Here is a 25,498-nt window from a genome sequence, read left to right on the forward strand (position 1 = left end):
GGATACGCTAAAGTTTTTGCCAAGTATTGCGCGCCCAAAGCACGCCCCCCACTGAGAGAGCATTATGGCAAACGCGAAAATTACCGAGATAAAACGCATTTTTACGTCACGGCTGGACGTTCTCGACCATCTCCTGGACGTTGCCGAGAAACACGTCGCCGATACCGACGCGCTGATGCAGGAACGCCTGGCGGATGACATGTTGCCGTTTGGCGCGCAGATTGTGTTTATGTGTAACCAGCCCCGCGGCTTTTCACAATGGTGTGCCGGCGAGCCGGTGGATAACCGCAAGCCGGAGCTGGCGACCTTGGCCGAGGCGCGCGCGTTGATCAGTGAGACCCGCACAATGGTAGGGGCGATCGATGTGGACGACAGCAAACTGGACGAGATCAAGCGCCTCGGGCTCGGCCCCGGTGCCTTTTGTGAAATACCGGGGCACCAGTACGTGAACGACTACCTGATTCCCAACCTGTATTTCCACATCACCACCACCTACGCGATGCTGCGCAAAATGGGCATGCCCATCGGCAAGGCGGACTATATGACGTTCCTGCGCCCGCATATCCAGAAAGAGGCGTAACGAACCTCTGCAACATTACGCGCCCGCAGAAATAACAGAGCCCGGTGACCGACTGTGCAATTCTCAACACAGGCAGTCACCGGACTCTTTGCGTTTACGAACTATTGCTTAGTCAGTAGCGCTTACTTGTTCAGGGCCTTTGCCAGTACCCGTCCCAGCTCCGCCGCAGACTGCGGATTCTGGCCGGTGATGATGCGTCCGTCCTGTACCACAAAACTTTCCCACGCCTTGCCTTCCTGGTAGTTGGCGCCAAGTGCGATGAGTTCGTCCTGCAGCAGGTACGGCACTACCTCTGCCAGGCCAACCGCCTTTTCCTCCACATTGCTGAAACCCGCGACTTTCTTGCCGGCAATGATCGGCTTGCCGTCCTTGCCGGTAACGTTCAGCAGTGCCGCCGGGCCGTGGCACACCGCCGCTACATAACCGCCGCTCTCAAAAATGGCGGAGGCAACGCTATTGACCGCAGGGCTCTTGGGGAAGTCCCACACGGTACCGTGGCCACCGGCAAACAGGATGGCCTGGTAGCGCTTGGGGTTTACGTCCGCCAGCTTGCGGCTGTTGTCCAGCAGGCTGCGGGTTTGCGGGCTGGCGAGGAATTCAAAGTTGATAGCGTCATCATCCGCAAGGCTGCGCGCGTCCACAGGCACGGCGCCGCCCTTGATGCTGGCGATCTCTACGTCAAAGCCCGCCTTCTTGAGCTCGTGGTAGGGGTGGGTCAGCTCCGACAGCCACAGGCCGGTTTTCTCGTCGGTATTGCCCATCTGCTCGTGGCTGGTGGCGACGATAAGCACCCGCGGCGCTGCCAGCGCCAGGCTTGCGGTCGACGCCAGCAACAGCGCCACCACGATCGAAAACAGTTTCTTCATGTAAGGTCTCCAATAGACAGTTTGCGCCGGCAACGGGCCCCGCACGGGCGGGCCATTACCGGATTGGGGGCTATGCTAGGGGAAATCCTGATATAAGATAATTCGATTCATTGAATTACAGCCTTTCAAAATATGAATATCGGGAATAAAGACCTCAACCTGCTCAAGCTGTTCCAGGTGCTGTACGAGGAGCGCAATGCCTCGGTGGCCGCGGAGCGCATGAACCTGAGCCAGCCGGCGCTCAGCCACAAGCTGGCCAAGCTGCGCAGCGAGTTTGACGACACCCTGTTTGCCCGCGCGCCGCGTGGGCTGACACCAACGCCGCGGGCACACCAGTTGGCGCCGCAGATCCAGACGCTGGTGCGCTCGCTGGAATCCTTTTACGACTACTGCGATGAAGAGAGCTTCCTGCTGCGGGAAGATCGCGTGCATATCTTTGGCACCGACTTTATCGAGCAGCTGCTGCTGCCCAAGCTGCTGCCGGTGGTGAGCGAGCAGGCACCGAACCTGCAGCTGGTGTTCCACAACACCCGCGGCCGCCTGCCGCGTACCGAGCTGGAAACCGGTGCCTGCGACATCGCCATTGCGGGCTTTTTCGAACAGTTGCCCGCGTCCTTCTATCAGCAAAAGGTACACAAGGAAGGCTTCAGTGTGCTGGCGAGCCGCAGCAACCAGTACATTCACAAGAAGTTGGACCTCAAGGCATTTCTGACCTGCGGGCATCTGGTTACTACACTCACCGGTGACCTCGACGGTATTGTGGATAAAAAACTGCACAAGCTCGGGCATCAGCGGCGCATTGTCGCGGGGCTGTCGAGCTTCCTGTCTCCCGCCACCACCATCGAAGGCAGCGACCTGCTGATCACCTGCCTGAACTCGGTGGCAAAACAGGCCTGCCGCAGCCTGCCCGACCTGGTGAGCTACCCCTGCCCGGTCAAGCTGCCGGATGTAGACATACTGCAGATCTGGCACCAGCGCACCCAGGACGACCCGTTGCGGGCCTGGTTGCGCCAGCGTATCAAGGCCGCATTGGCGGGAAGGCCAAGCGTCAAATCCTAACCTGAGTCTGGCTGCCCTATTTTCCGTCCGGCCTTGCTACAATCGCGCCAAAGTATTCACCCGGAAACATTATGGAACAGGAAATCCTCAAGGTATTTCTAGCCAATCAGTGGCTGGCCATACCGATATTCATCATCCTGGTAATCGGCGTTACGCTGTTCTGGTTCGGTGGCCTGATGGCTGCGCTGACGGCATTGGGTAATAACCGCTGGGTTTGGGGGCTGTCGTCTCTCATTCTCGGACCGATAACGGGTCTGCCCTACGCCCTGATTCACAAGGAAGCCGACTATCCGAAATCACTCATGCTCAAGGGCCTGATGTTCCTGCTGGCGGGGCTGGTGCTGTCACTCGTCGTATGGGCCATTACCTGAACGGAATCTGCCCCTCTGCGGTCAGGGACCGACCGCGCATAACGCCTAAGGGAGCAACCGCTCCCGACGCCTACTCCCGACGCCTAATAGTTAACCGGCGCCTACCCTGTACTTTACTGTTACCATGCCGCGCTGAAACCAGCCGCTGGCCATTCACCGGCCAATGCCCCTAGCTACCCCCCTTTAGAGAATCCAGATGACATTCCACCCCCTGGGATTGAGCGCCCCGATCCTGCAAGCCCTTGAAGAGAAAGGGTATGCAACCCCCACCGAGATCCAGCGCAAAGCGATTCCCGCCATCCTGGATGGAAGGGACATAATTGCGACTGCGCAGACAGGCACCGGCAAGACCGCGGCCTTTGTGCTGCCGATGCTGGATTTGCTCAGTGGCGAACGCAAGCGGCGGGCAAAGCGCTTTCGCGCGCTGATCCTGGTGCCCACCCGCGAGCTGGGCATGCAGGTGGAGGACAATATCCGGCTGTATGGCAAGCACCTGTCGGTGGTGTCCATGTGTATGGTGGGCGGCGTGGACCTGGAACCGCAGAAGCAGCAGCTGATTGAGGGTGTGGATATTGTGGTGGCCACGCCGGGGCGCCTGCTCGATCTGGCACACCAGCGCGCACTCTATTTCGACGAGCTACAGATGCTGGTGATGGATGAGGCAGACCGCATGCTGGATATGGGGTTTATCGATGACCTCAACAAAATCCTTGCGCGTCTGCCCGAGCAGCGTCAGAGCCTGCTGTTTTCCGCGACGCTGTCGCCCCAGGTCAGGTCGCTGGCGAAGGACGTGGTGGAGAATCCGTTTGAGGTGTCCATTGCGGCAAACACGCAGTCTGCACCGAAAATTTCCCAGTGGCTGATCGCGGTGGACAAGCACAACAAGTCGGCGTTACTTAGCCACCTGATAAACGAGCGTCACTGGACCCAGGCATTGATCTTTATCCGCACCCAGCACGGCGCAGCGAAGCTGGTAAGCCAGCTGGAAAAGCGCGGTATTGCGGCGGAATCCATCCACGGTGGCCGCAGCCAGGCCTCGCGCTCGCGGATTCTCGACGGCTTCAAGTCCGGTGAGATCAACATACTGGTAGCCACCGGCGTTGCCGCCCGCGGTATTGATATCGATGAGCTGGAGCGCGTGGTCAACTACGATATGCCCGACGACGCCGATGAGTATATCCACCGCATCGGCCGCACCGGCCGCGCGGGTGCTTCCGGCGAGGCGGTGTCACTGGTATCCAAGGACGATTTCAAACGCCTGTGCGCGGTGGAGCGCCGGCTTGGCAAGATCATTGAGCGGGTGACGGTCGAGGAGTTTCCGGTGGTAAAGGATCTGCCGGCGTCCAACCTTAATTTTTCACCGAAGGGCGGCAAGACGAGCAAGAAGGTCAACAAAACAGACTGCCGAAAAAAACCTGCCAAACCTGCGACTGACAGTCCGTCCGGCAGTCCCTCCCGCAAAACCCCGTGGGGTGGTATCAAAAAGTAATCGGCCGTATACGCTAAGCGCCAAACAGACGAGGCGGCCACCAATGGCCGCCCCAAGCGCTAAAGCTGCACCCTCAGGTCTTTTCCATCAGACCTTCTCTTCCTCCAGCGCATCGTCTTTGGCCGTGGCGCGGCGATGCGCATCACGCGCGGTGACCCGCTTGGCGTAGTCGATAAATTCCGGGCGCTTTTCAATGGTGCCGAACTCCACACCCCAGGTAATCTGTGCACCTACGTAGATGTCTGCCGCGGTAAAACGCTCGCCGCAGATATAGGTGTGCTCCCGGAGCCAAGCCTGCAGATTGTCTAGCACGGCGGCGTAGGTGCCGTAGCCAACCATTTTCTGCTTCTGTGCATCCGGCTCCACGCCCAGCGCTTTGAAGTCGGTAATCGCTGACTCCAGCGGGCCGGCCGCAAAGAACATCCAGCGGTAGTAACTGGCGCGCTCTTCCGGCAGCGGTGCCAGCCCGGCTTGCGGGAAGGTATCCGCAAGGTAAGCGCAGATGGCCGCGCATTCGGTGACTACCTCGCCACGATGGACGATAGCCGGCACTTTGCCCATGGGGTTGATCTTGAGGTAGGCCGGCGCTTTCATGGTGCCGTCATATTCGAGCACCTCCGTGCGGTAGGGAGCACCCACTTCTTCCAGCATCCAGCGCACCAGGCGACCGCGGGATTGTGGGTTGGTGTAGAAAATCACTTCATCTTGCATAGCAGCTCTCCGTTGCTTTGGCTTCTCATCATCCGTCACGGTGTGTGACCGGAATGCGAATACTCTAGTCTTCAAATAGGCTATATTCCGCCCTAATAAAAAATGCAGGATGCAATTCATGTCGAATCCGACGACGCGGGTACTGGCACTGCTGGAGCTGCTGCAAAGTCACGGCAATGCCAGCGGGGGCGAGCTGGCACAGATGCTGGGCGTGGACGGCCGCACGCTGCGTCGCTATATCGCGACCCTTGAGGAAATCGGCATTCCACTGACCGCGGAGCGCGGGCGCTACGGTGGCTACCGGCTGGTATCTGGCTACAAGCTGCCGCCGATGATGTTCACCAATGATGAAACCCTGGCCATTTCCCTCGGCCTGCTGGCGGCGCGCAGCCTCAGTGCGGGGGATGTCTCCACCGCCGTGGTCAGTGCGCAGGCCAAGCTGGAACGGGTAATGCCGCAGAAGCTGAAGCAGCAACTGAGCTCCCTCGATGAGAGTGTCACCCTCGATCTGCTGCCAAAGGCAGCGGCCGACAGCGCCACCCTGGCAACCCTGGCAGCCGCCACCCAGAACCGCTGCCGCGTGGTGTTTGATTACACCAGCGGCAGTGACAACGCTGGTGTGGAGATAACGCAACGGGAGTTCGATCCCTACGGGCTGGTGTTCCGCTACGGCCGCTGGTACGCGGTGGGTCACTGCCACCTGCGCGCCGAGATCCGCACCTTCCGCCTCGACCGCATGCGTCAGTTACGCGCACTGGAATCGCCGTTCCAGCGGCCACAGGACTTCGATGCCGCCGGCTATCTCAGCGGCAGCTTTGCGGCCATGGAACAGGGCTTTGAGGTGGAGTTGCTGCTGCATACGGATCTGGAAAGCGCCACTAGGATGCTAGGTGATGAGCTCGGCCTGCTGACGCCGAAAGGAGATGGCGTGCTGTGGCGCGCTCAGACCGGTTGCCTGGGCTGGTTTGCTTCACAACTGGTGCGACTGCCGTATAAGTTTGAAATTCTCTCGCCAGCGGATCTCAAAACCGAGCTGCGCCGGCATGCAGAGAAACTACTGTTGATGACCACCGCGTGATATAAAAGACGCCATTCCTTCAGGATCTGTCGCCACCGAGCGCAGCACCTTACTTCTCGACCAGTCCACAAACCGTTACCTAAAAAAATAACATCATGAAACTTCCTTCACCGAAGCACCTCCTGTTCCTTTCTGTATTTGCAATTTCTGCCTGCGGTGGTGGTGGTAACAGCGGTGGCGACGAAAACACGCCTGGCACCCCTCCCACAGGAGGCACCCCGCCGGGGACCATTATTGAAGTGACACCGACCGCGGACATTACTCCGGACAACGTCTCTACCTTTGTTGGTATCGGTTATGAATTTATCGCGTTCAACAACGCCCTGATCAATGATTTCACAAACCCTATGGGGGTACCGGCATTTTCCGATAGTAACAACGGCACCAAAGAAAGCAGCTGCCCTGCAGGCGGTTTGGTAACAAATACGGTCTCTGAAGGCGGCGCCCTGCAGAAAATCGCCTTTGATGGCTGCTACATCGATGCCGCCACCACATTGCACGGCTTTATGGAGATCGACATATCCGAGCCCGACAACAAGAGCGCGTATGAGATTGAACTGCGCTTTACTGACCTCGGAACCACGGATGCGGAAAGCACCAGTTTCATCCGCGGGACGACCCTGGTTCAGGTACCGGGTACTGATGAAGAGCCGAGACGCGTACAGGTGATTTCGGACATCGAGGCGGAAGATGGAGAAAGTGGCGAAGTGTATTCTTCCGAGAGCTTCACCTACCAGTTGCCCATGTCATTCCCCTATTCCCTCACCGACGCACTGAATATCAGCGGCGGACTGGGCAATCTTGCCGATGGCGTTGCGGTCCTCAAGAAGCAGTCGAGCAATATTGGTGACCGCTTTGCCGAGGGTTCCAATATTACCGGCACCGGGCAAAGTTTCGGGGTCATGCAACTCGTCGGTGTGAGCAGTGACAGAGATCTAGAAATCCTCTTCTTTTCCACGTCCAGTCAGAGCTTTTCCGATGCGGGCGTAAGGGTGCGCATGTCGGATATCACCAACGGCGAGGTAGACTTCTTTTCAGCAGAAAACAGGGCGCCGCAAAAGAACAGCCGTGCTTATTTTACCGATGACCGCCGTGTGGAGATGGGTACCGAGGTCAACTTCAGTCTCTACGACAAATACCTGACGGATTACGACGGCGACGTATTGCGTATGGATCCGGAAATGTACGAGTTCAAACGTGGCACCAAAATCGACGCCTCAAATATCGACGACTTCGTCCTGGTTAAGCGCGGCGGCTATGGAATTCTCGAACTGACCTTCGAAGAACCCGGCGACTATCAAGTTCGCGTAAAGGCCACTGACCCAGATGGCGATAGCTTCTCACTCTATGTGGGTGACGTTTACGTAGTCGACAGACGCGATACGGACAATGACGGCATCATTAACGAAGAAGACCCGGACGACGATAACGACGGTGTTGTGGACGACGAAGACCTGTTCCCGCTGGATGCTTCGGAATCCACCGACTTTGACGGCGACGGTATCGGCGATGTCGCCGACACCGATGACGATAGTGATGGAGTAGCGGATACACAGGATAGCTATCCGCAGAACCGGAATTGTGCCGATGCTACCGATGGCAATGGATCTCGCTGCTATATCGATCTCATCTACGGGATACCGCATTTTGTCGATGCGCGGGGTGTGGCCTACTTCTGGGACACCTGCTATTGGGAGTCTTGCAGCCCCGTGGTTGGCGAGCTGATTCGCTGGGATATACACACCGAACGATTCCTTGAACCACTGCGTCTGGACAAAACACTCGGTACTGCACAGGAAGACTTTCGTCTGGTGTATTCGGAAGCGCTCGACCGCGTGGTAGTGATATTCCAAGACAGTGAAGTTCGCTACTTCAACCTGTCGGATACCGAGCCGAAACCGTTACAGGCCAGCCTGACGGTGCCACTCTACGACTGGCTCACAGGGCTGGAATTTGAAGGTGGGTACCTGGTCCGCAGCAGTTATACCGGTGCAGATGCGATCCACTATGTTGAGGTGTTCGACAGCGCATTTAACCCGGTGGAAACCGCCACCCAGCAGCTGGAAGCCGGCTACCAGTATCAGCCCAACAATGTCTCGATACATGCACCAAAGGGCTACACTCTTAACCGGGACACACTTCAGCTCGATAAGTTCGACAATGAAACTTACCTGCCCAACCTTGGATCGCTTGAGTTTTCGCCCGATCGCACGCTTGCGGTAAACGTCAGGACTGGTGAAGTTATTGACGTTGCATCACAGCAACTTGTGGGCACCGTCGAGGGCCTTGTCTCTACGTCGGGCAGAGTCAAAGTTATCTGGACCCAGGATGGCATCATCAATGCCGGAAACCCCTTTGATTCCAGTGCTCAGCAGTACACCGCCACTTTCAAGCGCTTCAACAGCGATTTCGAGCTGGCACAGATAGAAGAGTTCCCAGACAAGATCTTTCTGTTCACCGGTAGCAGCAGAATTATTGCGAACCAAAATAGCTACGCGCTCTATACCGTCGTTCGAGATGACCTGGATAAAAATGGCGTCGAAAGACGCTTCTTTACCAAGATAACCGCCGAGTAGGCCATATCCAATGGAGACAACCCGCGCCTTTTGCCGCGGGTTGTCTCGTACCGATCACCGGCCCAAAGTGCCGACACAAATGATGCTATCCACAGTACGGAAAGAAATTGGTATGAAGACGATTGGCCTGCTAGGTGGGATGAGCTGGGAATCAACCACGAGTTATTACAAGGCGATCAACGAGCGGGTAAAGGCGGAACTGGGTGGCCTGCACTCGGCCAAGATCTGCCTGTACAGCGTGGACTTCGCGGAAATTGAACAACTGCAACATGCCGGTGACTGGCCCGCGACGGCCAGGATTCTCACACAGGCGGCCAAATCTGTAGAGAAAGGTGGTGCGGACTTCCTGATGATCTGTACCAACACCATGCACAAGGTTTCCCATGAGATCGAGTCAAATATTTCGATCCCGATTCTGCATATCGCCGATGCAACCGCGCAACAGCTGGTGCGCGATAACGTCACCACCGTCGGCTTGCTGGGTACGCGGTTCACCATGGAACAGGATTTCTACAAGGGACGATTTGTGGAGAACTTCGGTATCGAGGTAATTACTCCTGCGCCCGAGGAACAGACTCTGGTGCACGATGTGATTTACCAGGAGCTGTGCCAGGGGATCATTAACTCTGAATCAAAGGCGCGGTATCTGGAAATCATTGATAGCCTTCACCAGCGAGGCGCACAGGCAGTGATTCTGGGATGCACCGAAATTGCTTTGCTGGTGCAGCAGTCCGATACAGAAATCCCGCTCTATGATACGGCGGAAATTCATGCAGTAGAGGGTGTAGCACTTGCATTGCGTTAGCGCAGGTAGAGAGCTCCCCTTACCCGTTTCTTCCCCGATATACCATCCATACCACGCATGCGGTGACATGGATTACATTCATGTCAACTTCTGCTTAAATGGTACGTACTAACAAAAATAAATACGGCATCGCGACTGCGAAAGCAATGCCTCCGATCCAGTATCGATTCGCAAACCGGAAGCCTGCCTATGCCTAGCTGCAGCAACCCGTCCGACCTTCTCGGTGTTGATTCCCATACCTTCAAAGATCTGGAGATTTTCGAATCCGATACCGGCGATTCAAGCCTGTTTGATTTCTGCAATCGCACGCGTTCGGTGGGCGGCGCGGTGGTACTGCGGCGAAGGATGCAGAATCCCTGGTCCAGTGCGGAGCGTATCGACAGTACCCAGCAGGCGATCCGTTTTATCATAGAGCAACGCGCACTCTTCAAGCAGATGCCCTCGATCTATGCGGTTGAGGGGACACAGGACTATTTGGAAGAAATCCTTCCAAGCCTGGATTTCCGTAATCGACTGGAGTTTACCCTGGGCGCCTTCCAGGTCTGGGCCAATCAGGACAGTCACTATTTCAGCATCGTAAAGGGCGCCCAGGCAGCCTGCCGCATGATCCGTGCCCTGCGTCGGTTTGTCGCCCTGCCAGCCCTGCAATCCACACCTGGAGAGCTGGGCCCGCTGCTGCAACAAATCCGCGTACTGCTATCGCGTCCCAACCTTCGTATGGTGCCGGACTTCGATGTCGCGGTCTGGGGCACCTGGAAGATGCTCAAGCTCGACCAGACCCTGCGTATCAAGGAAAAGGAAACTCTGAAGCGCCTGCAGGCGCTGAATTATGAACTGGATGCACTGGTTTCAATGGCGGATGCCAACTGCGAACACAGTTTTAACATGCCGGAGATCTATTCCGGTCCCCTGTATGTCGCTGCCGAGGGACTTTACCATCCCTATCTCACCAACCCGACCGCCAATCCTGTATTGCTCAATCAGAATCACCGCATTCTGTTCCTGACCGGTCCCAATATGGCCGGCAAGACCACCTACATGCGCGCCTTTGCCACGGCCCTATATCTCGCACACCTCGGTATGGGCGTACCAGCAAAGTCCTTCCTCTTTGTTCCGGTACAGTGGCTGTTCAGCTCCATATCATTGACCGACGACCTGCGGCGCGGGGTGAGCTACTTCCGCGCAGAGGCACTACGGGTAAAGGCCGTAGCTGAAGCGGTGGCGAAAGGTGAGCGGGTGCTGGCTTTGATGGATGAGCCGTTTAAAGGCACCAATGTGAAAGATGCTTTTGAGGCGTCGTTGGCCATTCTCGAACGCTTCTCGACCAGAGAGAATTGCCTGTTTATGTTCTCGTCCCACCAGATTGAACTCAGCGAGCATCTGCACCAGCTGCACAACCAGGTGGACTGCCGCTATTTCGAGGCAGTGGAGAGCGGAGAACGACTGGATTTCGATTACCGATTGCGGTCGGGGATTTCTGACCAAAGACTGGGAATGCGGGTATTGAAAGAAGAGGGAATATTCGATTTATTGGATATCCCGCTAGCCTCGCCTGCTCCACTTGGAACTTAAGTTCCATCTTTAATTAGTTTTTAAATCAAAAGTTAATAAAAATTTATTAAACAACAAATCGATTACTGCTAATCTCCCGCTGGCATTTGACAATGCACACTGCTTAATTGGTACAAATTAAAACTGGTTAATTTGTACCATTTCGACATTTAAAATTTACCCATTAATAATTTCTTTAGATTCTTTGGAGTAAGAATGAAGGGACGCAATATCTTTTTAAATTTAATTTTAGGCGCTCTCTGTGCCAGTCAGGCATTTGCCGCTAAAAAAGATAATTTTTTACAACTTGAAGAAAATGGAACAAAAAAATATCTGGTTGTCATGGAAGAAGAAACCAGATCAAATGGCGTCATCAATTCACAATATGCTGGCCTTAATAGGTCCGAGCGCGCTACGCAGGTGGCTCATGAAAACGGTTTGAAGTTAAACCGGGTATACAACAAGGTTGTTGATGGATTTGTCGTCGAAGGCGATATTGAAACCCTCAAGAAATTAAGCAATAAACCGGGAGTAAAATACATCGAGCAAGTAGGTAAAACCTGGCTTGATGGTACTCAGTCCAGTGCCCCCTGGAACTTAGACAGGATCGACCAGCGAGGCTCCAGCCTTAATGGCACGTACAATTATGACCGTACCGGTGCCGGCGTTACAGTTTATGTTCTTGACTCCGGAATCCAGAACAGCCACTCCCAATTTGAAGGTCGTGCAACTTCCGGTTGGGACTTCATCAACAACAACAAAGGCACTGGAACCGACTGTAACGGCCACGGAACACATGTCGCCGGTACTATTGGCGGCAAGACGTACGGTGTAGCGAAATCCGTAAACTTGGTTTCTGTAAGAACACAAAGCTGCAGCGGCAGTGGTGACTGGAGTGATTTTATTGCCGCCCTTGACTGGGTTGTCTCAAACGGTACAAAGCCTGCGATAATCCATGCGAGTATTGGCGGTGGCGCCTCTAACTCCGTCGACAATGCAATTCGCAGTGCAATCAATGCTGGATTTACCGTAGTGGTTTCTGCAGGCAATGACGCCAAGGATGCCTGCACTCAATCTCCCGCGCGTGTCAAAGAAGCACTGACCGTCGGTGCCACCGACAAGAACGATGCTCGCGCGTCCTTTTCCAATTACGGCCAGTGCGTCGATGTCTGGGCTCCGGGCGTGGATGTCCGCTCCGCATACCCGAGCAGCAATACCGCTACGGCGTCCTGGCAAGGCACTTCCATGGCAGCACCGCATGTAAGCGGCATCGCGGCACTTTATCTTCAGGGCGCTCCGAATGCCGCTGTCGCCAGTGTTGTAAACAACGTGATGGGCAAGGTCACATACGGTAAGGTTAATGACCGGAAGACCATTGACACTCCGAATCTGTTTGCGTATTCACGCGGAACATCGAATACGTATACCGCCTTCCATCGGTACAATAACGACAAGATCGGCAACCATTTTTACACAAAAAACTGGTGGGAACTGCAGTCTGCACCGGACAGTAGCTGGAAGTATGAAGGGGTTATCGGCTACGCATACCGCGGCCAACAAAGCAACACAAAACCGCTTTACCGTTACTACCATTCGTCACAAACCGACCATTTGTACACCGCGAATTACGGTGAGCTCGGCGGCGGCGGTAATGGCTGGTCATACAATGGTGTTGCGGCCTATTTGCCTCTCAGCGGCAATACCAAGAGCCTGTATCGCTATTACAGCAGCAAGATTCAAGATCATTTTTACACCACCAACTGGAATGAGCTTGAAGGCGGCAACTCCAACTGGAAGTATGAAGGCAATATCGGAAAGCTATTTGCAGGCCCTCAGGACTGACCTGTAAATTTACGAAGCTACTGAAAGAGACTCGCCGGAATTCAAAAGTCGGCGGGCCTCTTGTTCCCTAGCATTAAATGGTGGGGCAAACAGTTTCCCACTTCCATTTAACTCTGCATTCGTACGCCCACTTTCTCTCAAATAAGTTTCCATGTGAGTTAAAGCTGACGACATTCCATCCGTATAAAACATCGCTTCCAATCCACTTCGATTCCTCTTTCGGCTTCAAACACTCCTAAAACTCTACTGATCCCAAGCTAGCAGTTTTCATATGGATAAACCAAGCCGTGCGTGAAAGATCCTTCTATCCACATTAGTCATGCAGTTGGAATCGGCATGCATTCCATCACTTCCACACAGTCACCGGGGAAGATGCTGAAGTGCGGGTGGTTTTCAAACAGCTTGGCGGCGTCTTCGTGTGACGAGGCCTTAACGATGACGTAGCCGGTCATGTTGTTGCTGGTATCGGAAATGCCATCGGGACCAATGCGCTTGGTTTTACCCAGCGGGCCACCCTCGGCGACGAGAATATCGCTGTGTCTTTCCATCCAGCCACCCCAGGCGGCCATGCCTTCCTGTATGCGCTGCTGGCGCTGCTCTGCAGTCAGACCTTCCCAGCCTTTCATGGTGTTCGGGGTACCGAGGTACATGGCGAGGTAGTTTTTCATGATTAATTCCTTCCCTGTTTAAACGTAGTTACTGTTTGATTTCCGGTTCGACCAGACGGGCCAGCGCCAGCATCGACTCCTGCCAGCCGAGGTAGCACATCTCGACCGGGATCACGTCGGGGATTCCGTCCTGCACGATGGTGAGCTCGGTACCGCAGGACACCGGTTTGAGGGCTATCGTGACCTCCATGGTGCCGGGCAGGTTTGGATCGTCGAAGATGTCGATGTAGCGGATCAGCTCATTCTCGACCAGTTCTTTGAACTCCCCGCCGAAGGAATGCTTTTCCCCGGTGGTGAAGTTGATAAACGAGGCCTTGTAGGTACCGCCCACCTCGGCCTGCAAATGGTCGTAAACCGCATAGAAGCCGTCTGGCGGGGACCACTTGGCCATGGCATGCGGATTGGTGAAGGCGCGATAGACGCGCTCGGCGGGGGCGCGCAACACGCGGTGTAAGCGTACGGTGCCGGGCATGGTGATTCTCCTCAGATTCTCTGCTAGCGTTTTTTACTGACTCAGCCGGCGTCGCCGCCAGCCGCGTTACCAGTCTCCATCAGTTCCCGCGCAGGACGCACTTCGACCGAGCCGTAGCGGGCCGGCGGAATCTTGCCGGCGAGGGCAATGGCCTCATTGAGGTCCCGAGCCTCGAGCATATAGAAGCCCGCAAGCTGCTCCTTGGTCTCGGCAAAGGGCCCATCGGTCACGGTGACTCGGTTATCGCGCACACGCACGGTGGTAGCCGAGCTGGAGGGCATCAACGGGCTGCCATCGATGAAGTGACCGCTTGCACTGAGGCCCTCAACGCAGGCAATGCACTCCTGGTTGAGATCATCCCATTCCTGCTGGGACTTCTGCTGCATCAGCTTTTCGTCGTAATAGACCAGCGCCAGATACTTCATCGTTTGCTCCTTTGTTTTGCCGGCGGTTGCCGTGTTGGCGGTTTCACTAGTTAGTCGATCGAGAAGATCGGTTTTCGACAGTGGATTACATTTTTTTAGAATTTTGTTAGGCCCGGCAGTCAGCCCGTTTCCAGTTCGGCGAGACGAGCCGCGAGAAAGCGTTGTTCCGGTCCCTGGTGTGCCAGCTCCAGGGCACGCTGATAGGCGGCACGCGCCTCATCTTTTCGATCTAGGCGACGGTACAGGTCAGCCCGGGCGGCGTGTGCCAGGTGATAGTCCGCCAGCAAGCCGCGCTCCAGCAACCCGTCAATCACCACCAGGCCCTGTTCGGGGCCGTCACGCATGGCCAGGGCCACGGCACGATTGAGCTCGATAACCGGCGAAGGGGTCATTTCCAGTAAGGCGTCATACAGTCCGACAATCTGCGGCCAGTCAGTGGCTGCAATCGAGTCCGCCTCGGCGTGGACTGCAGCGATGGCGGCCTGCACGGTATAGGGACCAAAACGACGGCTTGCCAGGGCACGCAGTGTCAGCGCCTTTCCCTCGTCGATTTGCTGCCGGTCCCATAAGGAGCGGTCCTGCTGCTCCAGCAGGATCAGGCCACCATTTTCGGAAACCCGGGCTGCGCGACGCGAGTCCTGCAATAGCAAAAGCGCCAGTAAACCTTCCACCTCTGGCTCCGGTAACAGCTGGCAGAGCAAGCGCGCAAGGCGAATGGCTTCCGCCGCCAGGTCGTGGCGAATCAGGTTATCGCCGGCAGAGGCAGAGTAGCCTTCGTTGAAAATCAGGTAGATGGCGTGCAATACACTGTCGAGACGCTCGGGTAGCTGTTCCGCGGCTGGAACCTCATAGGGGATTTTGGCGTCACGAATCTTCGCTTTGGCGCGCACAATGCGCTGTGCCAGAGTTGGTGTGGAGGTGAGGAAGGCGCTGGCAATTTCTTCGGTGGTGAGCCCACACACCTCGCGCAGGGTGAGGGCAAGTCGCGCCTCCGGTGCAAGGCTCGGATGGCAGCATGTGAAAATCAGGCGCAGCCGGTCATCCTCGATGCACTGGACTTCCAGCTCATCATCCGTTGTGAGCTCGGCTTGCAGGCGTTCGGCAACCTCATCGTAAGACACATCAAATCGCGCTTTTCGCCGGAGATGGTCGATGGCCTTGAAGCGCCCGGTGGAAACCAGCCAGGCGCGAGGGTTATCGGGTATACCATCGCCGGGCCACTGTGCCAGTGCCGCGCTGAAGGCCTCGTGCAGGGATTCTTCCGCGAGATCAAAATCATCGAGTAATCGGATCAACGTAGCGAGTACACGGCGCGACTCATTTTGATAGATTTCTTGTATTCGGGCTTGGAGTAGTTCCGCCATAAGTGTGATTTTTATCTGATTTAGGGGCGCCGTTACTCGGGCTACTTACTATAGCGAAGATATGGCATTCTCTGTCGTACCACTTAGCCGTTAACTCGTACAAATAGACAACAATTCTATGATCGACTTTGAAAACAAGAGCCTGTTCAAACTCAAACAGAATGCCGGATTCGCCGAAAAGGTCGCCCCGCTGTTACTCGATGGCGAGGAGGTACTGGACTCCTTCAAATCCATGCGCGACGGGGTAGTTTTTACCAGCAAGCGCATTATTGCGGTTAATGTACAGGGCATTACCGGTAGCAAGAAGGATTTCACTTCCCTGCCCTACAAGAATATCGTCGCCTTCTCGGTAGAGAGCTCCGGTACCTTGGATATCGATAGCGAACTGGAGTTGTACTTCTCCTCGCTGGGCAAGGTACGGTTTGAGTTCAGCGGCAAGGCGCGGCTGATGGATATCGCGCACTATATTGGTCGATACGCGCTCTAGTACCAGGCTATGAAATTATTACAAATAATAACGAGTCGATATTTATCGGGCTTGGCGCTCACCCTTTTTGCCAACGTGTCGCTGGCACAGAAAGCGGAAGATAGCGGATATTTTATCCAGCAGGATTCAGATATCGCGATCAATCAATCCGGTCCACATAAAGGCGGCGGCGAAACCACAGGTTTCCCTTTCTTTTCCGATGTGCCCGCTATGGATCTGGTGTTTAAAAAGCGGATTCTGCACCCTGGCTCGGCCATCGGCTATCACGAGCAGCATAAGGACGAGATCTATTACGTGATCAGTGGCGCCGGGGAACTGACCATGAATGGAACGACTTCTGAAGTCGGCCCCGGGACGGCCATCCTCACCCGCCCTGGGAACTCCCACGGCCTGCGACAGACGGGTGATGAAGACCTGGTGATTTTTATCGTGTACCGGAAGTAATGGTCACGGGCTCACCGCGAATAACGGCCCTGGGTGAGCCTGGCGTATAAAGAACCACAGACCAATACAGCTTGGGCCAAACTTGCTGTAAACGACGGTTTGCAGCATGGATTTAACAGACATTTTCAATCGCCTCTCCCTGCCCTACTTTGGCGGCCTTTCCGTGCTGTTGGTACTGCTCGCCATGGCACTTGGAGACTTCTTTGGCCTGCGTAGTTCGCGCAAGGGGAAAATGAGCGACGCCTCGATCGGCAGTGCGGTAGCAGCGATACTCGGCCTTCTCGCGTTCCTGCTGGCATTTACCTTCAACTCGACGGCAGAACGCTTTTTACAGCGTAAAGCCTTACTACTAAATGAGGTTAACGCCATATCCACCACCTACCTGCGCGCAGACCTTCTCCCTCTGGAACAGCGGCGCAAGGTGCGGGCATTGCTAGCGGAATATGCGGCAGTGCGGGACTTTGACCCCAAACAGGTAGAGGACTTTGAGCAACGGGTCCTGCGCAGCAAGCAAATTCATGAAGAACTCTGGCAGGTAGTTGCGCAGCTCAGTGACGGGGACTATGACGGAGTGCGCCTGGGCAAGTTTGTCGACTCGCTCAACGAGGTGATCGACTTCAACACACTGCGAATCCATGTGGGCGCCCGCTACCGCATTCCCTCACCAATCTGGGCAGCGCTGGCACTGGTTACTTCTCTGGCTATGTTTGGTATCGGCTTCCAGCTCGGTTCCGGGCGACGGGGCTCACCACAAATATCCCTGGCGTTGGCGCTGTCGTTCTCGATTGTAATCTTGCTGATCGCCGACCTGGATCGTTCATATCAGGGCTTGCTGATCGTAGACCATGCGCCAATGTCCGAGCTGAATCAGGAACTGCATGAGGCGGAGAGAGCCGCTGAGTCCGGCTCTGAAATTTGACGTGAGCTTGCAGCGGACCCCTCTACCGGCTTCCGCTGCACCCTGAATCGCTAACGGCGATTATATCTGGCCGCGTATCGGCAGTGATGGGTTGTTTCTCTGGATTCCGGCAATGCGGATACGGGTGGGCTGGCTGGCCTGGGGATAGGCAATCACGGTGTAGAAGTGCCCTTCGGTGGTCACCAGGGCAAATGTTTTACGATTCGATTCTCCCGGCAAGGCCGCAGGCATGGCACCATTAGTCCACGGATCATTAAACGGGTTGAAGCCAGAGAATGCACCAATTTGCGCGTCTCGGGCATAGTTATTCCATGCTGTTCTTGCCGCGATTGAATTTGGTGTAGTAGGAGTCATATCCGTACCCACATGCCCGACATAGCGCACGCCATTGCGCAAATAAGTTGTGATCCAGCAGCCGCTCATGGGACCGGTGAGAATATCCACACCATTTGGACGAACTTCGCTTACCACACCTGGCAACCACTCGAGCCAGGCAAAGTTACGGTGCACCTTGGGGGAATGCCCAGTACCAACGTTACTGGTTCTCTGGCGATCCATCTGACTTTGCACATGTTGTCCGGCGCGCTGGAAACCAATTTCCATTTTCTGTTTGAATGTTGGGTTAAATCCGGCCATCGGGTTATTGGGTGCCATCGGCGCGGATTTGGATGAGGATTTTGAAATATGAAGTATCTGCCGGGTCACTTCCTGAAAACCGTTCGCCGCCGGCCTGGCATTAACTGGTACTGGCGTATTAAGTTCAAGATAGCGGCCCACTATCAATTTTTGTTCAATCATTTTTCGCTCCGTGAAACAATTAGTTAATCATTCTGGCCGATATAGTAACCAATTTCTCAGATCAGCAACCAAGCAAATTAAAAATTAAAGATCAGCAACCTGATGGAACACTTTCCCGGCAAGCGAGTACTTACTTTTCACCAAGTACCATTTTTCATATTCGCAGCACTCATCACAGGCAGTGACTTTGGGCAGTCGGAAAGCAAAGAGCCTTCTTTAGATTTCGAACGCACCTTAGCCATCATGCAGCCGACAATAGATGACTATCTGTACATTTTTTCATGCGCGTGCGAAGAAAAGTGAAAGCTCGCGGTAATGGATAAGGAATATTAACCATGCGTGCGTATCTACTACTGGCCATCTTGCTGATACCCCGGCCACTCATTGCAGCGCTCTACCAGTGTACTGATGTAGACGGCCATACGAGCTTTCAGGATACGCCTTGCGCTGGGCAGATTGAGGAAAGGAACCTCGATGAAGCGGCCCTGAGTTCCCGGATTAATATCAGTGGGGAGAAAGGTGCAGCCATTAAACCCAGATTCGGTAACCGGGTTTTTAATGGCGATTTCTCTCAGGGTATCGAGGGGTGGAGTGCCGAGAAGAATCCACATTTCTTCCAGTGGGCAACAAGTTCCGGGCTCCCCGAGACCGGTGCTCTTGCGGTGCAGTCTACGCCACCAGAACACCCCAAGGAGCGACGCATCTACAATGCGGAGCTTTCCCAGTGTGTGCCGCTTGAAGACGGTCGCAGGTATCGCCTTTCCGCACGCTATCAGCCCGTCGGTTTCTTCAAAGCCCGCCAGACGAACAGGATCAACCTGGTCTGGTACAAGAGTGAGGACTGCTCCACTGGCGGCACCTTCGCCGCGTATCTGGAGCCCAAGCCCTCTGTACGTGGTTGGCAGCAAGTCACCCGGGATCGTCTGTTGCGCAACCTGAGTGCGAAATCGGCAAAAATTACCGTTTCCCAATCCAGGACTTCTGCCAAAGGTGAGCAGGCGATGTGGGATGACATTGCTCTCGAACCCTTAGAATTTCAGCAGACTTCCCGCTCAGCCACCTTCTACGATCCCAAGTTCACCCGACCACTGGGAGCAAACTACGTATTCAATGGGAATTTCAGCCAGCAACTGAATGGCTGGCAGACCAGCGGGGACACGCGCTGGACTGCCGGTGAGGGCAAGGGGTACACCGGCGGTGCGCGCCTTGCCATCACTTCGGCCAAGGGCGGCTACGGCGCGCACACCTTTTCTCAATGTATCAATATTGGTGCAGATCGAGTTTTTTCCGCGGCTGCGGATGTGAAAGTCGACTCCCGCTCTAATCAGGAGGGCGGTGGGATATTCCGGGTCTCCTGGTATGAGGAGACCGAGTGCAAGGGCAGTAGTGAAAGTGCGCACCGCGAAGACAATGTGGAGTACATTGACGGCTGGCAGAGACTGACCATTTCGAGATTGGAGGCGCCGCCGAACGCACAAAGCGTGAAGCTGCGAATGACCCGGGGAGTGCGGGATACCGGATCATTTGCCTTTTTTCTGGATAACATTGAACTCAGAAGCATCCCATAAGTTTTCTGCGCCTATGCAAGCAGGGTCAATCACCGGTATAAAAAAGGGAGTGGCGAAATACATCGCCACTCCCTTTTTTATCCCTTGAGCGTTAGCTCATGCTTCTCACGGTGTGGCAGATTCCGCTTCCACCTGCTCCGCATTCGCAACGGCCGATACATTAGTTACCGTCACTTTTGCGCCGGGCACAACCGGACCGGAAAAGTCAGCCAGTGCCTGCTGGGCATCTTCAGCGGTACTGATCTTGTAGGATTGCAGACTTTCCAGACTCTCGATATGCAAGAAATTCCCGTCTTCTGGCAGCGTCTCATCGTACTTATCCCGGAACCAACGACGCCCGTGGGTAATGACCTTACCTACAGAGGCCTTGGCCGAGGGAAGCCCCGGTACCATGTAATCCATGGTGAAGTCGTCGTAAAACGACTGGATCTCCTCAGCGTCCTTGAAGTCCGTAAAGTCAATTTCGAAAGTATTGAAGACGCTGCGATAGGTAAAGCCGGTAACCTGTGTCTTGGCCCCGCAGATACTAGCCACCATCCTGCAGGTATCGATTGGATCTCGCATCACCTGGCAGCCCTCAAATACGATCTTTGACTGCACGGTAACGCCGGTCTTCGCCAACGCCTGGCGCACGGTCTCCGTAGTCGGGTTAAGACCTCCTATAATTAGCTGGCCCGGTGCCGAGTGTACGTTGATAACCAGGGTATCGATTCTGCCGTATTTGCTCAGTGCCGCCGCCAGTTCCGCAACGGAGCCCACACCTACCAGCTTTGCTTTCGGATAATAGGCGCGTGCGAGGATTGGCGCGAAGCCGCTGATTCCAGAATCGCCACTATCGTAAAGCATCAATGTCTTGATCGATGGCCCCTTGGCGGGCCCTGAACTGCCGCCTGTGGCTGCCTTGGTATCTGTCACTGGCGTCTGTGTCAGCGTAGTTGCATTGAGCACCTGACTTACGTCAGTGACTGGATGTCTTGGAGGCATCGGTTTTTCCTCCTTATTCTTCTGTCTCTAGCGCGCACAGACGGTTCAGATCCACGATGGTTTCGAGGCGATCCTCGAGCTTGGCTTCCGCGATCGCGGCCTGGACAATGCGTTCACGCTCGTTTGCGAGGGTTTCCTTGTTTGCTGCCGCGCGCTGGATGGTCATCGCATATTCGTCAAGTGCATCCGCCTGCCCCAGCAGTGCCTCAACGATCACGCTGTCGGTACGCATGGTGATGCGAGAGTCATTCAACAGAACGCCATCCACGGGATTGCTGGATTCGCCCTGATTCAGCGGCCCGGATTTGAAACGGTAATAGCTGTTGGCGGTGGGCACCGGGAACTCGCCATCTTCATCCAGAGTGGCTGGTTCGATCTCGATTCGAGTGCCGTGATCCACGAGGTTTACCCGCTCTAGCGTCGGCACCATGATATCTTCGCTATCGGCGATAAAGCCCGCTACCTTCAGGATGGCACGGGCCACCTGCGGGATTTTGTGCTCCACCACAAACTCTTGCAGGAAGCCCAACAGACCGGAAATAGGCACTTCGCGCCAGGAGTCGCGACGTCCGTTGGTAAACGCCACACGTACGTCCTTCAGGTGTAACTTAGTGATGTACTCTTGATTCAACTCCCGGAACACAAAGTTCAGGACACGACGCATATTTGCGTTGCTGATGGTGCGTTCGATAATGGTTTCCGATCCGGATTCCTCCTCCCGCTCGGAGCTGCTGGTTACCGACATTTCCCGTTTGCTGGAAGATTCTGCAGCGTGCTCCTTGACGGATTCTGCTGCCTGCTTGGCAAACTGCTCACGTCCACTGGAGTACTCACCGCTCCCGCCACCAGATACACTGGCACTACCAAAACCCCAACTGGCAGACACTTCCGCTTCTACATGCCACTCCTCCGTTTTGGACTTGGTCTGCTTGTCGGTAGTTTCATTCTGGATTTTGTCGGCAAAGCGCTCGCGTGCGGACTGCTCGTGTGAGTCGATAATACTGGAGGATTCCTCGCGGCTCTCCTTGGTGCTCTGCCAGGTACGCATGGATATACGCGTTGTTTCCCCGGGCAACAGGGTAAACGTCTTCACCGTTTTACCCATACCGTAGTCGCCCAGGAACGAGCTGACTCCATAGCGCTCCACCAGGAATATTTTGGGCTTCTCTGACGAATCAACCGGATGCGGGGTATAGGTCAGGTTGCCAGCCCAGCCGACTGTAGGCACCATTACAATTCCGGTATGGATGTTTTCCTTGAAAACACGGGGATCCACTGCATCATTCAGTGCCGCAATGGTTTTCATCAGCTGGCTGCTTGCGGCGCGCGAGGTGGTGTTGTCGATGGGGGCACGAGCCGGCTTTACGTCCTGAGGAAGTCGAGTCACACGGGTACTGATCCGGTAGATACTTTCGCTGAGAAAGTTTTTTACTAAAGTATCATTGGGAATCAGATTGTCCTTAACCTTCGGATCAAGGCCCAGAGACTCCTTGTATGAGGTTCCGGCTGCTCTGGCCAGCGCAGTAAAGTCCTTGTTGCCCAGCCCCAGATCCAGCTCCATGATCCGGCGTCCGGTATGTGCCCCGGGCAATGGAACCTGGTAGTTTATTTTTGCGGGCTGTCCCGCTTCACTGAATTGAATTGCCTTGGGATCACTAACTGTGTCGTTCATCGTTAAATTCCTTTTTAGTTGATTCGCTTTCACTAACACCCTCATCCATCCGGCTAAAACTCCTTGTCATGTAGCCGGCGAGCGCAGCGAGAATATCAGCGAATTTTTATTTGGCAACGACCGAAAAATGTTTTTCGTGACAAGCCGAAATTTAATGCTTAGGGGAAATCAAGTTACACTTGACAACTGTTTGATATTAAAAAGAATCTGACCAAAAAATTTGAAATTACTGTGCGATTACAATCCCTTACACGCGATTACACGCCAACACTTTCTCGCCAAAACTGGCTGAGAAAAGGGATGACACCCCTCAGAGCGCGTGTATCCATCGCGGCAGATTGATATTTCAGGGTTCTGTGATTGAGAAAAATTTCAGATGTTTATTTGTAATCGACGTCGTATATTGGCGGCCAGTTAGCGGAATTTTCCACATAAGAAAATATTCGCCATCATTTCAGTCGCGTTAGGATTTATTCGCCATGTCCCTGTTATTTGAAGAAATCGATAGCCAACCTTCTCCTCTTGGGGAGATTTCACTGCGCAGGCGGCGTATCCCGGCGCTCGGGGATCGGGATATTTACGAGGTAAAGCTCGGCGAAGAGTTCCTGATGTCGAGCATGTTTGTGGAAGCAGAGGAAGCGCTTTCGACACTAGGCCTGGCCAAGGCCCGGGGTGACCAGCTGGATGTCGTGGTTGGCGGCTTGGGACTGGGCTATACGGCAGTGGCGGCGTTGAATGATGAACGTATCGCCGAGTTACTGGTAGTTGACGCACTCGACACCGTGATCGGCTGGCACCGCGACGAGAAAGTGCCGCTAGGAAAAATTCTAAACGCCGATGCCAGGAACCGTTACGTACACGGCAGCTTCTTCGATCTGGCCACATCACCGCAAACGGGTTTTGATCCGCAACAACCGGGCAGAAAGTTCGATGCGATCCTACTGGATATCGACCACTCACCCACCGAATACCTGAATCCAGCCAATGCGGGTTTCTATACCACCGACAACCTGGCATTGATGGCGGAGCAGTTGACGCCGGGAGGGGTATTCGCGATGTGGTCACAAAACCTGCCGGAGGAATCTTTCGAGGAGTTACTGGGGACAGTGTTTGAGTCGGTGGAGTCACATGTGATCTCGTTTTACAACCCGTTCATGAGCGAGGAATCTACTAACTCAGTCTACGTCTGCATAAAGTCGGTCTAATGTAGGGGCTGCTCATTCCCTGCAATTAACGCGGAGAATAACCCGTCGGATCATCGAAAAACATTTTCCAAATCTTCATTTCCCGGTAATAATAATTTCACGAATGAAATTATTGCCTGCGCCAGTTAGTCACGGAAGACCAGTTTGGCGGCGAACATATGGCGCATGATTTCTCGGATTTGAGCTGCGGATTTATTTCTGCAGCTCACTTGAAACAGGGAAGTTTCATGGAAAATGTAATTCGCTCCCGGTCCACGGGAAAAAGTGTCATCAATGGCATCTACGAGACCCGCAAGGTCTTGCTCAAGGTCGGCACCGAGTCGGTGACCAAGTATTTCAAGCAAAGACCGGGCGTTGATCGCCGTTATCGGATTGAAAAATCCGCCTTGCAGCGGCTGCGTGGTGTCGCGGGATTCCCCCAGTTGATCCGCTCTGCGGACACATCCCGCCTGCTCGAGATGTCACGCCTGCCAGGCGCCTCAGTAAAAGCCCTCAGCGAGCGCAATCTGCGGGACCTCTCGGCAATCGTCGAAAAGATGCTTTCCGCTGGGGTGGCGCGCCATTCCCTTCCCCTTAGAGACATCCTTGTCGATGCAGAGGGCAACATCGGGCTGGTGGATTTTGAGCGCGCCACACTGCGCTCGCGTATCTGGCGCCCGGACTGGAGCATCGCCAAAACCGTAACCCGCTATCACCTGTACCGCCTGTTCGCCGAGCAGCAACCGCAGTTACTGAATCCGGAGCAGTGGAAACTGGTGAATCTCGGCGGAAAGCTGAAAAACCCGGTTGGCCTGTTCCACGCCTGGACCAAATCGCTGCGCAAACCCGCATAGGGATCATTGCCAGAAGCCTGCCCGTCCTGCGACTATCGAATGTTCAATTATTAGGCGAAATTCTCGACACCCTGCCCGCAAGCCCTTATAGTGCGCGGCCCGCCATGCTTCTGCGCGTGGCGGCAGTCATCGATGACACTCATCAATACCGCCCACCTGTAAGCCCCCGGGAATAGCCTCTTGATCACCACCGCCAATATCACCATGCAGTTTGGTGCCCAGCCGCTGTTTGAAAACATCTCTGCCAAGTTCGGCAACGGCAACCGCTACGGCCTGATCGGGGCCAATGGCTGCGGCAAGTCCACTTTCATGAAGATCCTGAGCGGCGCACTGGCGCCTTCTGCAGGCAATGTGTCCATCGAACCCGGCTGTACCGTGGGTGTACTGAGTCAGGACCAGTTCGCATTCGAAGAGTACTCGGTAGTCGACGCAGTGATCATGGGAGACACCCGCCTGTGGGAGATCAAGCAGGAGCGCGACCGGATTTACTCGCTGCCGGAGATGAGTGAGGAAGAAGGCATGCGCGTGGCGGACCTGGAGTTACAGTTCGCGGAGCTGGATGGTTACAGCGCGGAGAGTCGCGCGGGTGAGATCCTGCTGGAGGCGGGTATCGAGGAGTCCCTGCACTTCGGCTCCATGAAGCAGGTGGCCCCGGGCTGGAAGGTGCGGGTGCTGTTGGCGCAGGCGCTGTTTGCGGATCCGGACATCCTGCTGCTGGACGAGCCCACCAA

The 25,498-nt window shown here is 55.0% G+C and carries 25 protein-coding genes; 16 read left to right on the top strand and 9 right to left on the bottom strand.

The window, feature by feature from the left end:
• Positions 1-64: 64 nt before the first annotated feature.
• Entirely contained in the window at positions 65-580 is a 516-nt protein-coding gene (locus tag B4U49_RS11525; RefSeq protein ID WP_078084748.1) for a DUF1993 domain-containing protein, read from the top strand.
• 122 nt (positions 581-702) lie between these two features.
• Here B4U49_RS11525 and B4U49_RS11530 read toward each other — a convergent pair whose 3' ends face one another.
• Entirely contained in the window at positions 703-1,446 is a 744-nt protein-coding gene (locus B4U49_RS11530; protein ID WP_193432840.1) for a type 1 glutamine amidotransferase domain-containing protein, read from the bottom strand.
• Between the two features lie 132 nt (positions 1,447-1,578).
• Between B4U49_RS11530 and B4U49_RS11535 the strand changes: the two genes are divergently transcribed.
• The 3 genes from B4U49_RS11535 (at position 1,579) to B4U49_RS11545 (ending at position 4,365) form a co-directional block, all read left to right on the top strand.
• On the top strand, positions 1,579-2,505 hold the full coding sequence (locus tag B4U49_RS11535) for a LysR family transcriptional regulator (protein ID WP_078084749.1): 927 nt from the start codon (positions 1,579-1,581) through the stop codon (positions 2,503-2,505).
• 71 nt (positions 2,506-2,576) lie between these two features.
• On the top strand, positions 2,577-2,876 hold the full coding sequence (locus tag B4U49_RS11540) for a hypothetical protein (protein WP_239692600.1): 300 nt from the start codon (positions 2,577-2,579) through the stop codon (positions 2,874-2,876).
• A 196-nt stretch (positions 2,877-3,072) separates the two neighbouring features.
• Positions 3,073-4,365: a DEAD/DEAH box helicase gene (locus tag B4U49_RS11545; protein ID WP_078084751.1), complete on the top strand. Its 1,293-nt coding sequence runs from the start codon at positions 3,073-3,075 to the stop codon at positions 4,363-4,365.
• Positions 4,366-4,452: 87 nt separating this feature from the next.
• On the opposite strand, the gene B4U49_RS11550 is transcribed toward B4U49_RS11545, so the two are convergent.
• A complete protein-coding gene (locus B4U49_RS11550) occupies positions 4,453-5,076 on the bottom strand; it encodes a glutathione S-transferase family protein (protein WP_078084752.1) in 624 nt (207 codons plus the stop codon).
• A gap of 118 nt (positions 5,077-5,194) precedes the next feature.
• On the opposite strand from B4U49_RS11550, the gene B4U49_RS11555 reads away from it, so the two are divergent.
• The 5 genes from B4U49_RS11555 to B4U49_RS11575 all read left to right on the top strand — a co-directional run bounded on the left by B4U49_RS11555 (position 5,195) and on the right by B4U49_RS11575 (position 12,928).
• Positions 5,195-6,154: a helix-turn-helix transcriptional regulator gene (locus B4U49_RS11555; RefSeq protein WP_078084753.1), complete on the top strand. Its 960-nt coding sequence runs from the start codon at positions 5,195-5,197 to the stop codon at positions 6,152-6,154.
• A 95-nt stretch (positions 6,155-6,249) separates the two neighbouring features.
• Complete coding sequence (locus B4U49_RS11560; RefSeq protein ID WP_078084754.1) at positions 6,250-8,730, top strand: hypothetical protein; 2,481 nt, start codon at positions 6,250-6,252, stop codon at positions 8,728-8,730.
• 112 nt (positions 8,731-8,842) lie between these two features.
• Positions 8,843-9,535: an aspartate/glutamate racemase family protein gene (locus tag B4U49_RS11565; RefSeq protein ID WP_078084755.1), complete on the top strand. Its 693-nt coding sequence runs from the start codon at positions 8,843-8,845 to the stop codon at positions 9,533-9,535.
• Positions 9,536-9,724: 189 nt separating this feature from the next.
• Positions 9,725-11,107 carry a MutS-related protein gene (locus B4U49_RS11570; RefSeq protein WP_078084756.1) on the top strand — a complete coding sequence of 461 codons (1,383 nt, stop codon included), beginning with the start codon at positions 9,725-9,727 and terminating at the stop codon, positions 11,105-11,107.
• Positions 11,108-11,302: 195 nt separating this feature from the next.
• Entirely contained in the window at positions 11,303-12,928 is a 1,626-nt protein-coding gene (locus B4U49_RS11575) for a S8 family serine peptidase (RefSeq protein ID WP_078084757.1), read from the top strand.
• A gap of 317 nt (positions 12,929-13,245) precedes the next feature.
• Here B4U49_RS11575 and B4U49_RS11580 read toward each other — a convergent pair whose 3' ends face one another.
• The 4 genes from B4U49_RS11580 to B4U49_RS11595 form a co-directional block, all read right to left on the bottom strand.
• Positions 13,246-13,596, bottom strand: coding sequence for a YciI family protein (locus tag B4U49_RS11580; RefSeq protein ID WP_078084758.1), 351 nt, complete (start codon positions 13,594-13,596; stop codon positions 13,246-13,248).
• Between the two features lie 28 nt (positions 13,597-13,624).
• Entirely contained in the window at positions 13,625-14,068 is a 444-nt protein-coding gene (locus B4U49_RS11585; RefSeq protein WP_078084759.1) for an SRPBCC family protein, read from the bottom strand.
• 41 nt (positions 14,069-14,109) lie between these two features.
• Positions 14,110-14,493 (bottom strand): YciI family protein, encoded by a 384-nt coding sequence (locus B4U49_RS11590; protein WP_078084760.1) that lies wholly within the window; start codon positions 14,491-14,493, stop codon positions 14,110-14,112.
• Positions 14,494-14,612: 119 nt separating this feature from the next.
• On the bottom strand, positions 14,613-15,857 hold the full coding sequence (locus B4U49_RS11595) for an RNA polymerase sigma factor (RefSeq protein ID WP_078084761.1): 1,245 nt from the start codon (positions 15,855-15,857) through the stop codon (positions 14,613-14,615).
• A 118-nt stretch (positions 15,858-15,975) separates the two neighbouring features.
• Between B4U49_RS11595 and B4U49_RS11600 the strand changes: the two genes are divergently transcribed.
• The 3 genes from B4U49_RS11600 to B4U49_RS11610 all read left to right on the top strand — a co-directional run bounded on the left by B4U49_RS11600 (position 15,976) and on the right by B4U49_RS11610 (position 17,707).
• On the top strand, positions 15,976-16,344 hold the full coding sequence (locus B4U49_RS11600; RefSeq protein WP_078084762.1) for a PH domain-containing protein: 369 nt from the start codon (positions 15,976-15,978) through the stop codon (positions 16,342-16,344).
• Between the two features lie 9 nt (positions 16,345-16,353).
• Positions 16,354-16,788, top strand: coding sequence for a cupin domain-containing protein (locus B4U49_RS11605; RefSeq protein WP_078084763.1), 435 nt, complete (start codon positions 16,354-16,356; stop codon positions 16,786-16,788).
• Between the two features lie 106 nt (positions 16,789-16,894).
• Positions 16,895-17,707 carry a bestrophin-like domain gene (locus tag B4U49_RS11610; RefSeq protein WP_078084764.1) on the top strand — a complete coding sequence of 271 codons (813 nt, stop codon included), beginning with the start codon at positions 16,895-16,897 and terminating at the stop codon, positions 17,705-17,707.
• A gap of 60 nt (positions 17,708-17,767) precedes the next feature.
• Here B4U49_RS11610 and B4U49_RS11615 read toward each other — a convergent pair whose 3' ends face one another.
• A complete protein-coding gene (locus tag B4U49_RS11615; RefSeq protein WP_078084765.1) occupies positions 17,768-18,505 on the bottom strand; it encodes a hypothetical protein in 738 nt (245 codons plus the stop codon).
• Between the two features lie 335 nt (positions 18,506-18,840).
• Between B4U49_RS11615 and B4U49_RS11625 the strand changes: the two genes are divergently transcribed.
• The gene (locus tag B4U49_RS11625) at positions 18,841-20,073 is read left to right on the top strand and encodes a DUF4124 domain-containing protein (protein ID WP_078084767.1); all 1,233 of its coding nucleotides are present in this window, start codon (positions 18,841-18,843) and stop codon (positions 20,071-20,073) included.
• A gap of 105 nt (positions 20,074-20,178) precedes the next feature.
• On the opposite strand, the gene B4U49_RS11630 is transcribed toward B4U49_RS11625, so the two are convergent.
• Positions 20,179-21,057, bottom strand: coding sequence for a hypothetical protein (locus B4U49_RS11630; protein ID WP_143735635.1), 879 nt, complete (start codon positions 21,055-21,057; stop codon positions 20,179-20,181).
• 13 nt (positions 21,058-21,070) lie between these two features.
• Complete coding sequence (locus B4U49_RS11635) at positions 21,071-22,729, bottom strand: hypothetical protein (protein ID WP_078084769.1); 1,659 nt, start codon at positions 22,727-22,729, stop codon at positions 21,071-21,073.
• 479 nt (positions 22,730-23,208) lie between these two features.
• On the opposite strand from B4U49_RS11635, the gene B4U49_RS11640 reads away from it, so the two are divergent.
• The 3 genes from B4U49_RS11640 to B4U49_RS11650 form a co-directional block, all read left to right on the top strand.
• Positions 23,209-23,934: a polyamine aminopropyltransferase gene (locus B4U49_RS11640; RefSeq protein WP_078084770.1), complete on the top strand. Its 726-nt coding sequence runs from the start codon at positions 23,209-23,211 to the stop codon at positions 23,932-23,934.
• A gap of 227 nt (positions 23,935-24,161) precedes the next feature.
• The gene (locus B4U49_RS11645; RefSeq protein ID WP_078084771.1) at positions 24,162-24,767 is read left to right on the top strand and encodes a BUD32 family EKC/KEOPS complex subunit; all 606 of its coding nucleotides are present in this window, start codon (positions 24,162-24,164) and stop codon (positions 24,765-24,767) included.
• A gap of 180 nt (positions 24,768-24,947) precedes the next feature.
• On the top strand, positions 24,948-25,498 hold a 551-nt coding region (locus B4U49_RS11650; RefSeq protein ID WP_143735636.1), incomplete at its 3' end, for an ATP-binding cassette domain-containing protein.

It is taken from the genome of Microbulbifer mangrovi, from assembly GCF_002009015.1.
GTDB lineage: Bacteria > Pseudomonadota > Gammaproteobacteria > Pseudomonadales > Cellvibrionaceae > Microbulbifer > Microbulbifer mangrovi.

Bases quoted from the DNA above. Each gene is read 5' to 3' on its own strand.
- B4U49_RS11640 (WP_078084770.1), top strand. From the start codon at position 23,209: ATGTCCCTGTTATTTGAAGAAATCGATAGCCAACCTTCTCCTCTTGGG.
- B4U49_RS11550 (WP_078084752.1), bottom strand. From the start codon at position 5,076: ATGCAAGATGAAGTGATTTTCTACACCAACCCACAATCCCGCGGTCGC.
- B4U49_RS11540 (WP_239692600.1), top strand. From the start codon at position 2,577: ATGGAACAGGAAATCCTCAAGGTATTTCTAGCCAATCAGTGGCTGGCC.
- B4U49_RS11605 (WP_078084763.1), top strand. From the start codon at position 16,354: ATGAAATTATTACAAATAATAACGAGTCGATATTTATCGGGCTTGGCG.
- B4U49_RS11560 (WP_078084754.1), top strand. From the start codon at position 6,250: ATGAAACTTCCTTCACCGAAGCACCTCCTGTTCCTTTCTGTATTTGCA.
- B4U49_RS11635 (WP_078084769.1), bottom strand. From the start codon at position 22,729: ATGAACGACACAGTTAGTGATCCCAAGGCAATTCAATTCAGTGAAGCG.
- B4U49_RS11615 (WP_078084765.1), bottom strand. From the start codon at position 18,505: ATGATTGAACAAAAATTGATAGTGGGCCGCTATCTTGAACTTAATACG.
- B4U49_RS11545 (WP_078084751.1), top strand. From the start codon at position 3,073: ATGACATTCCACCCCCTGGGATTGAGCGCCCCGATCCTGCAAGCCCTT.
- B4U49_RS11610 (WP_078084764.1), top strand. From the start codon at position 16,895: ATGGATTTAACAGACATTTTCAATCGCCTCTCCCTGCCCTACTTTGGC.
- B4U49_RS11630 (WP_143735635.1), bottom strand. From the start codon at position 21,057: ATGCCTCCAAGACATCCAGTCACTGACGTAAGTCAGGTGCTCAATGCA.
- B4U49_RS11570 (WP_078084756.1), top strand. From the start codon at position 9,725: ATGCCTAGCTGCAGCAACCCGTCCGACCTTCTCGGTGTTGATTCCCAT.
- B4U49_RS11595 (WP_078084761.1), bottom strand. From the start codon at position 15,857: ATGGCGGAACTACTCCAAGCCCGAATACAAGAAATCTATCAAAATGAG.
- B4U49_RS11565 (WP_078084755.1), top strand. From the start codon at position 8,843: ATGAAGACGATTGGCCTGCTAGGTGGGATGAGCTGGGAATCAACCACG.
- B4U49_RS11585 (WP_078084759.1), bottom strand. From the start codon at position 14,068: ATGCCCGGCACCGTACGCTTACACCGCGTGTTGCGCGCCCCCGCCGAG.
- B4U49_RS11530 (WP_193432840.1), bottom strand. From the start codon at position 1,446: ATGAAGAAACTGTTTTCGATCGTGGTGGCGCTGTTGCTGGCGTCGACC.
- B4U49_RS11555 (WP_078084753.1), top strand. From the start codon at position 5,195: ATGTCGAATCCGACGACGCGGGTACTGGCACTGCTGGAGCTGCTGCAA.
- B4U49_RS11575 (WP_078084757.1), top strand. From the start codon at position 11,303: ATGAAGGGACGCAATATCTTTTTAAATTTAATTTTAGGCGCTCTCTGT.
- B4U49_RS11600 (WP_078084762.1), top strand. From the start codon at position 15,976: ATGATCGACTTTGAAAACAAGAGCCTGTTCAAACTCAAACAGAATGCC.
- B4U49_RS11645 (WP_078084771.1), top strand. From the start codon at position 24,162: ATGGAAAATGTAATTCGCTCCCGGTCCACGGGAAAAAGTGTCATCAAT.
- B4U49_RS11580 (WP_078084758.1), bottom strand. From the start codon at position 13,596: ATGAAAAACTACCTCGCCATGTACCTCGGTACCCCGAACACCATGAAA.
- B4U49_RS11525 (WP_078084748.1), top strand. From the start codon at position 65: ATGGCAAACGCGAAAATTACCGAGATAAAACGCATTTTTACGTCACGG.
- B4U49_RS11590 (WP_078084760.1), bottom strand. From the start codon at position 14,493: ATGAAGTATCTGGCGCTGGTCTATTACGACGAAAAGCTGATGCAGCAG.
- B4U49_RS11535 (WP_078084749.1), top strand. From the start codon at position 1,579: ATGAATATCGGGAATAAAGACCTCAACCTGCTCAAGCTGTTCCAGGTG.
- B4U49_RS11625 (WP_078084767.1), top strand. From the start codon at position 18,841: ATGCGTGCGTATCTACTACTGGCCATCTTGCTGATACCCCGGCCACTC.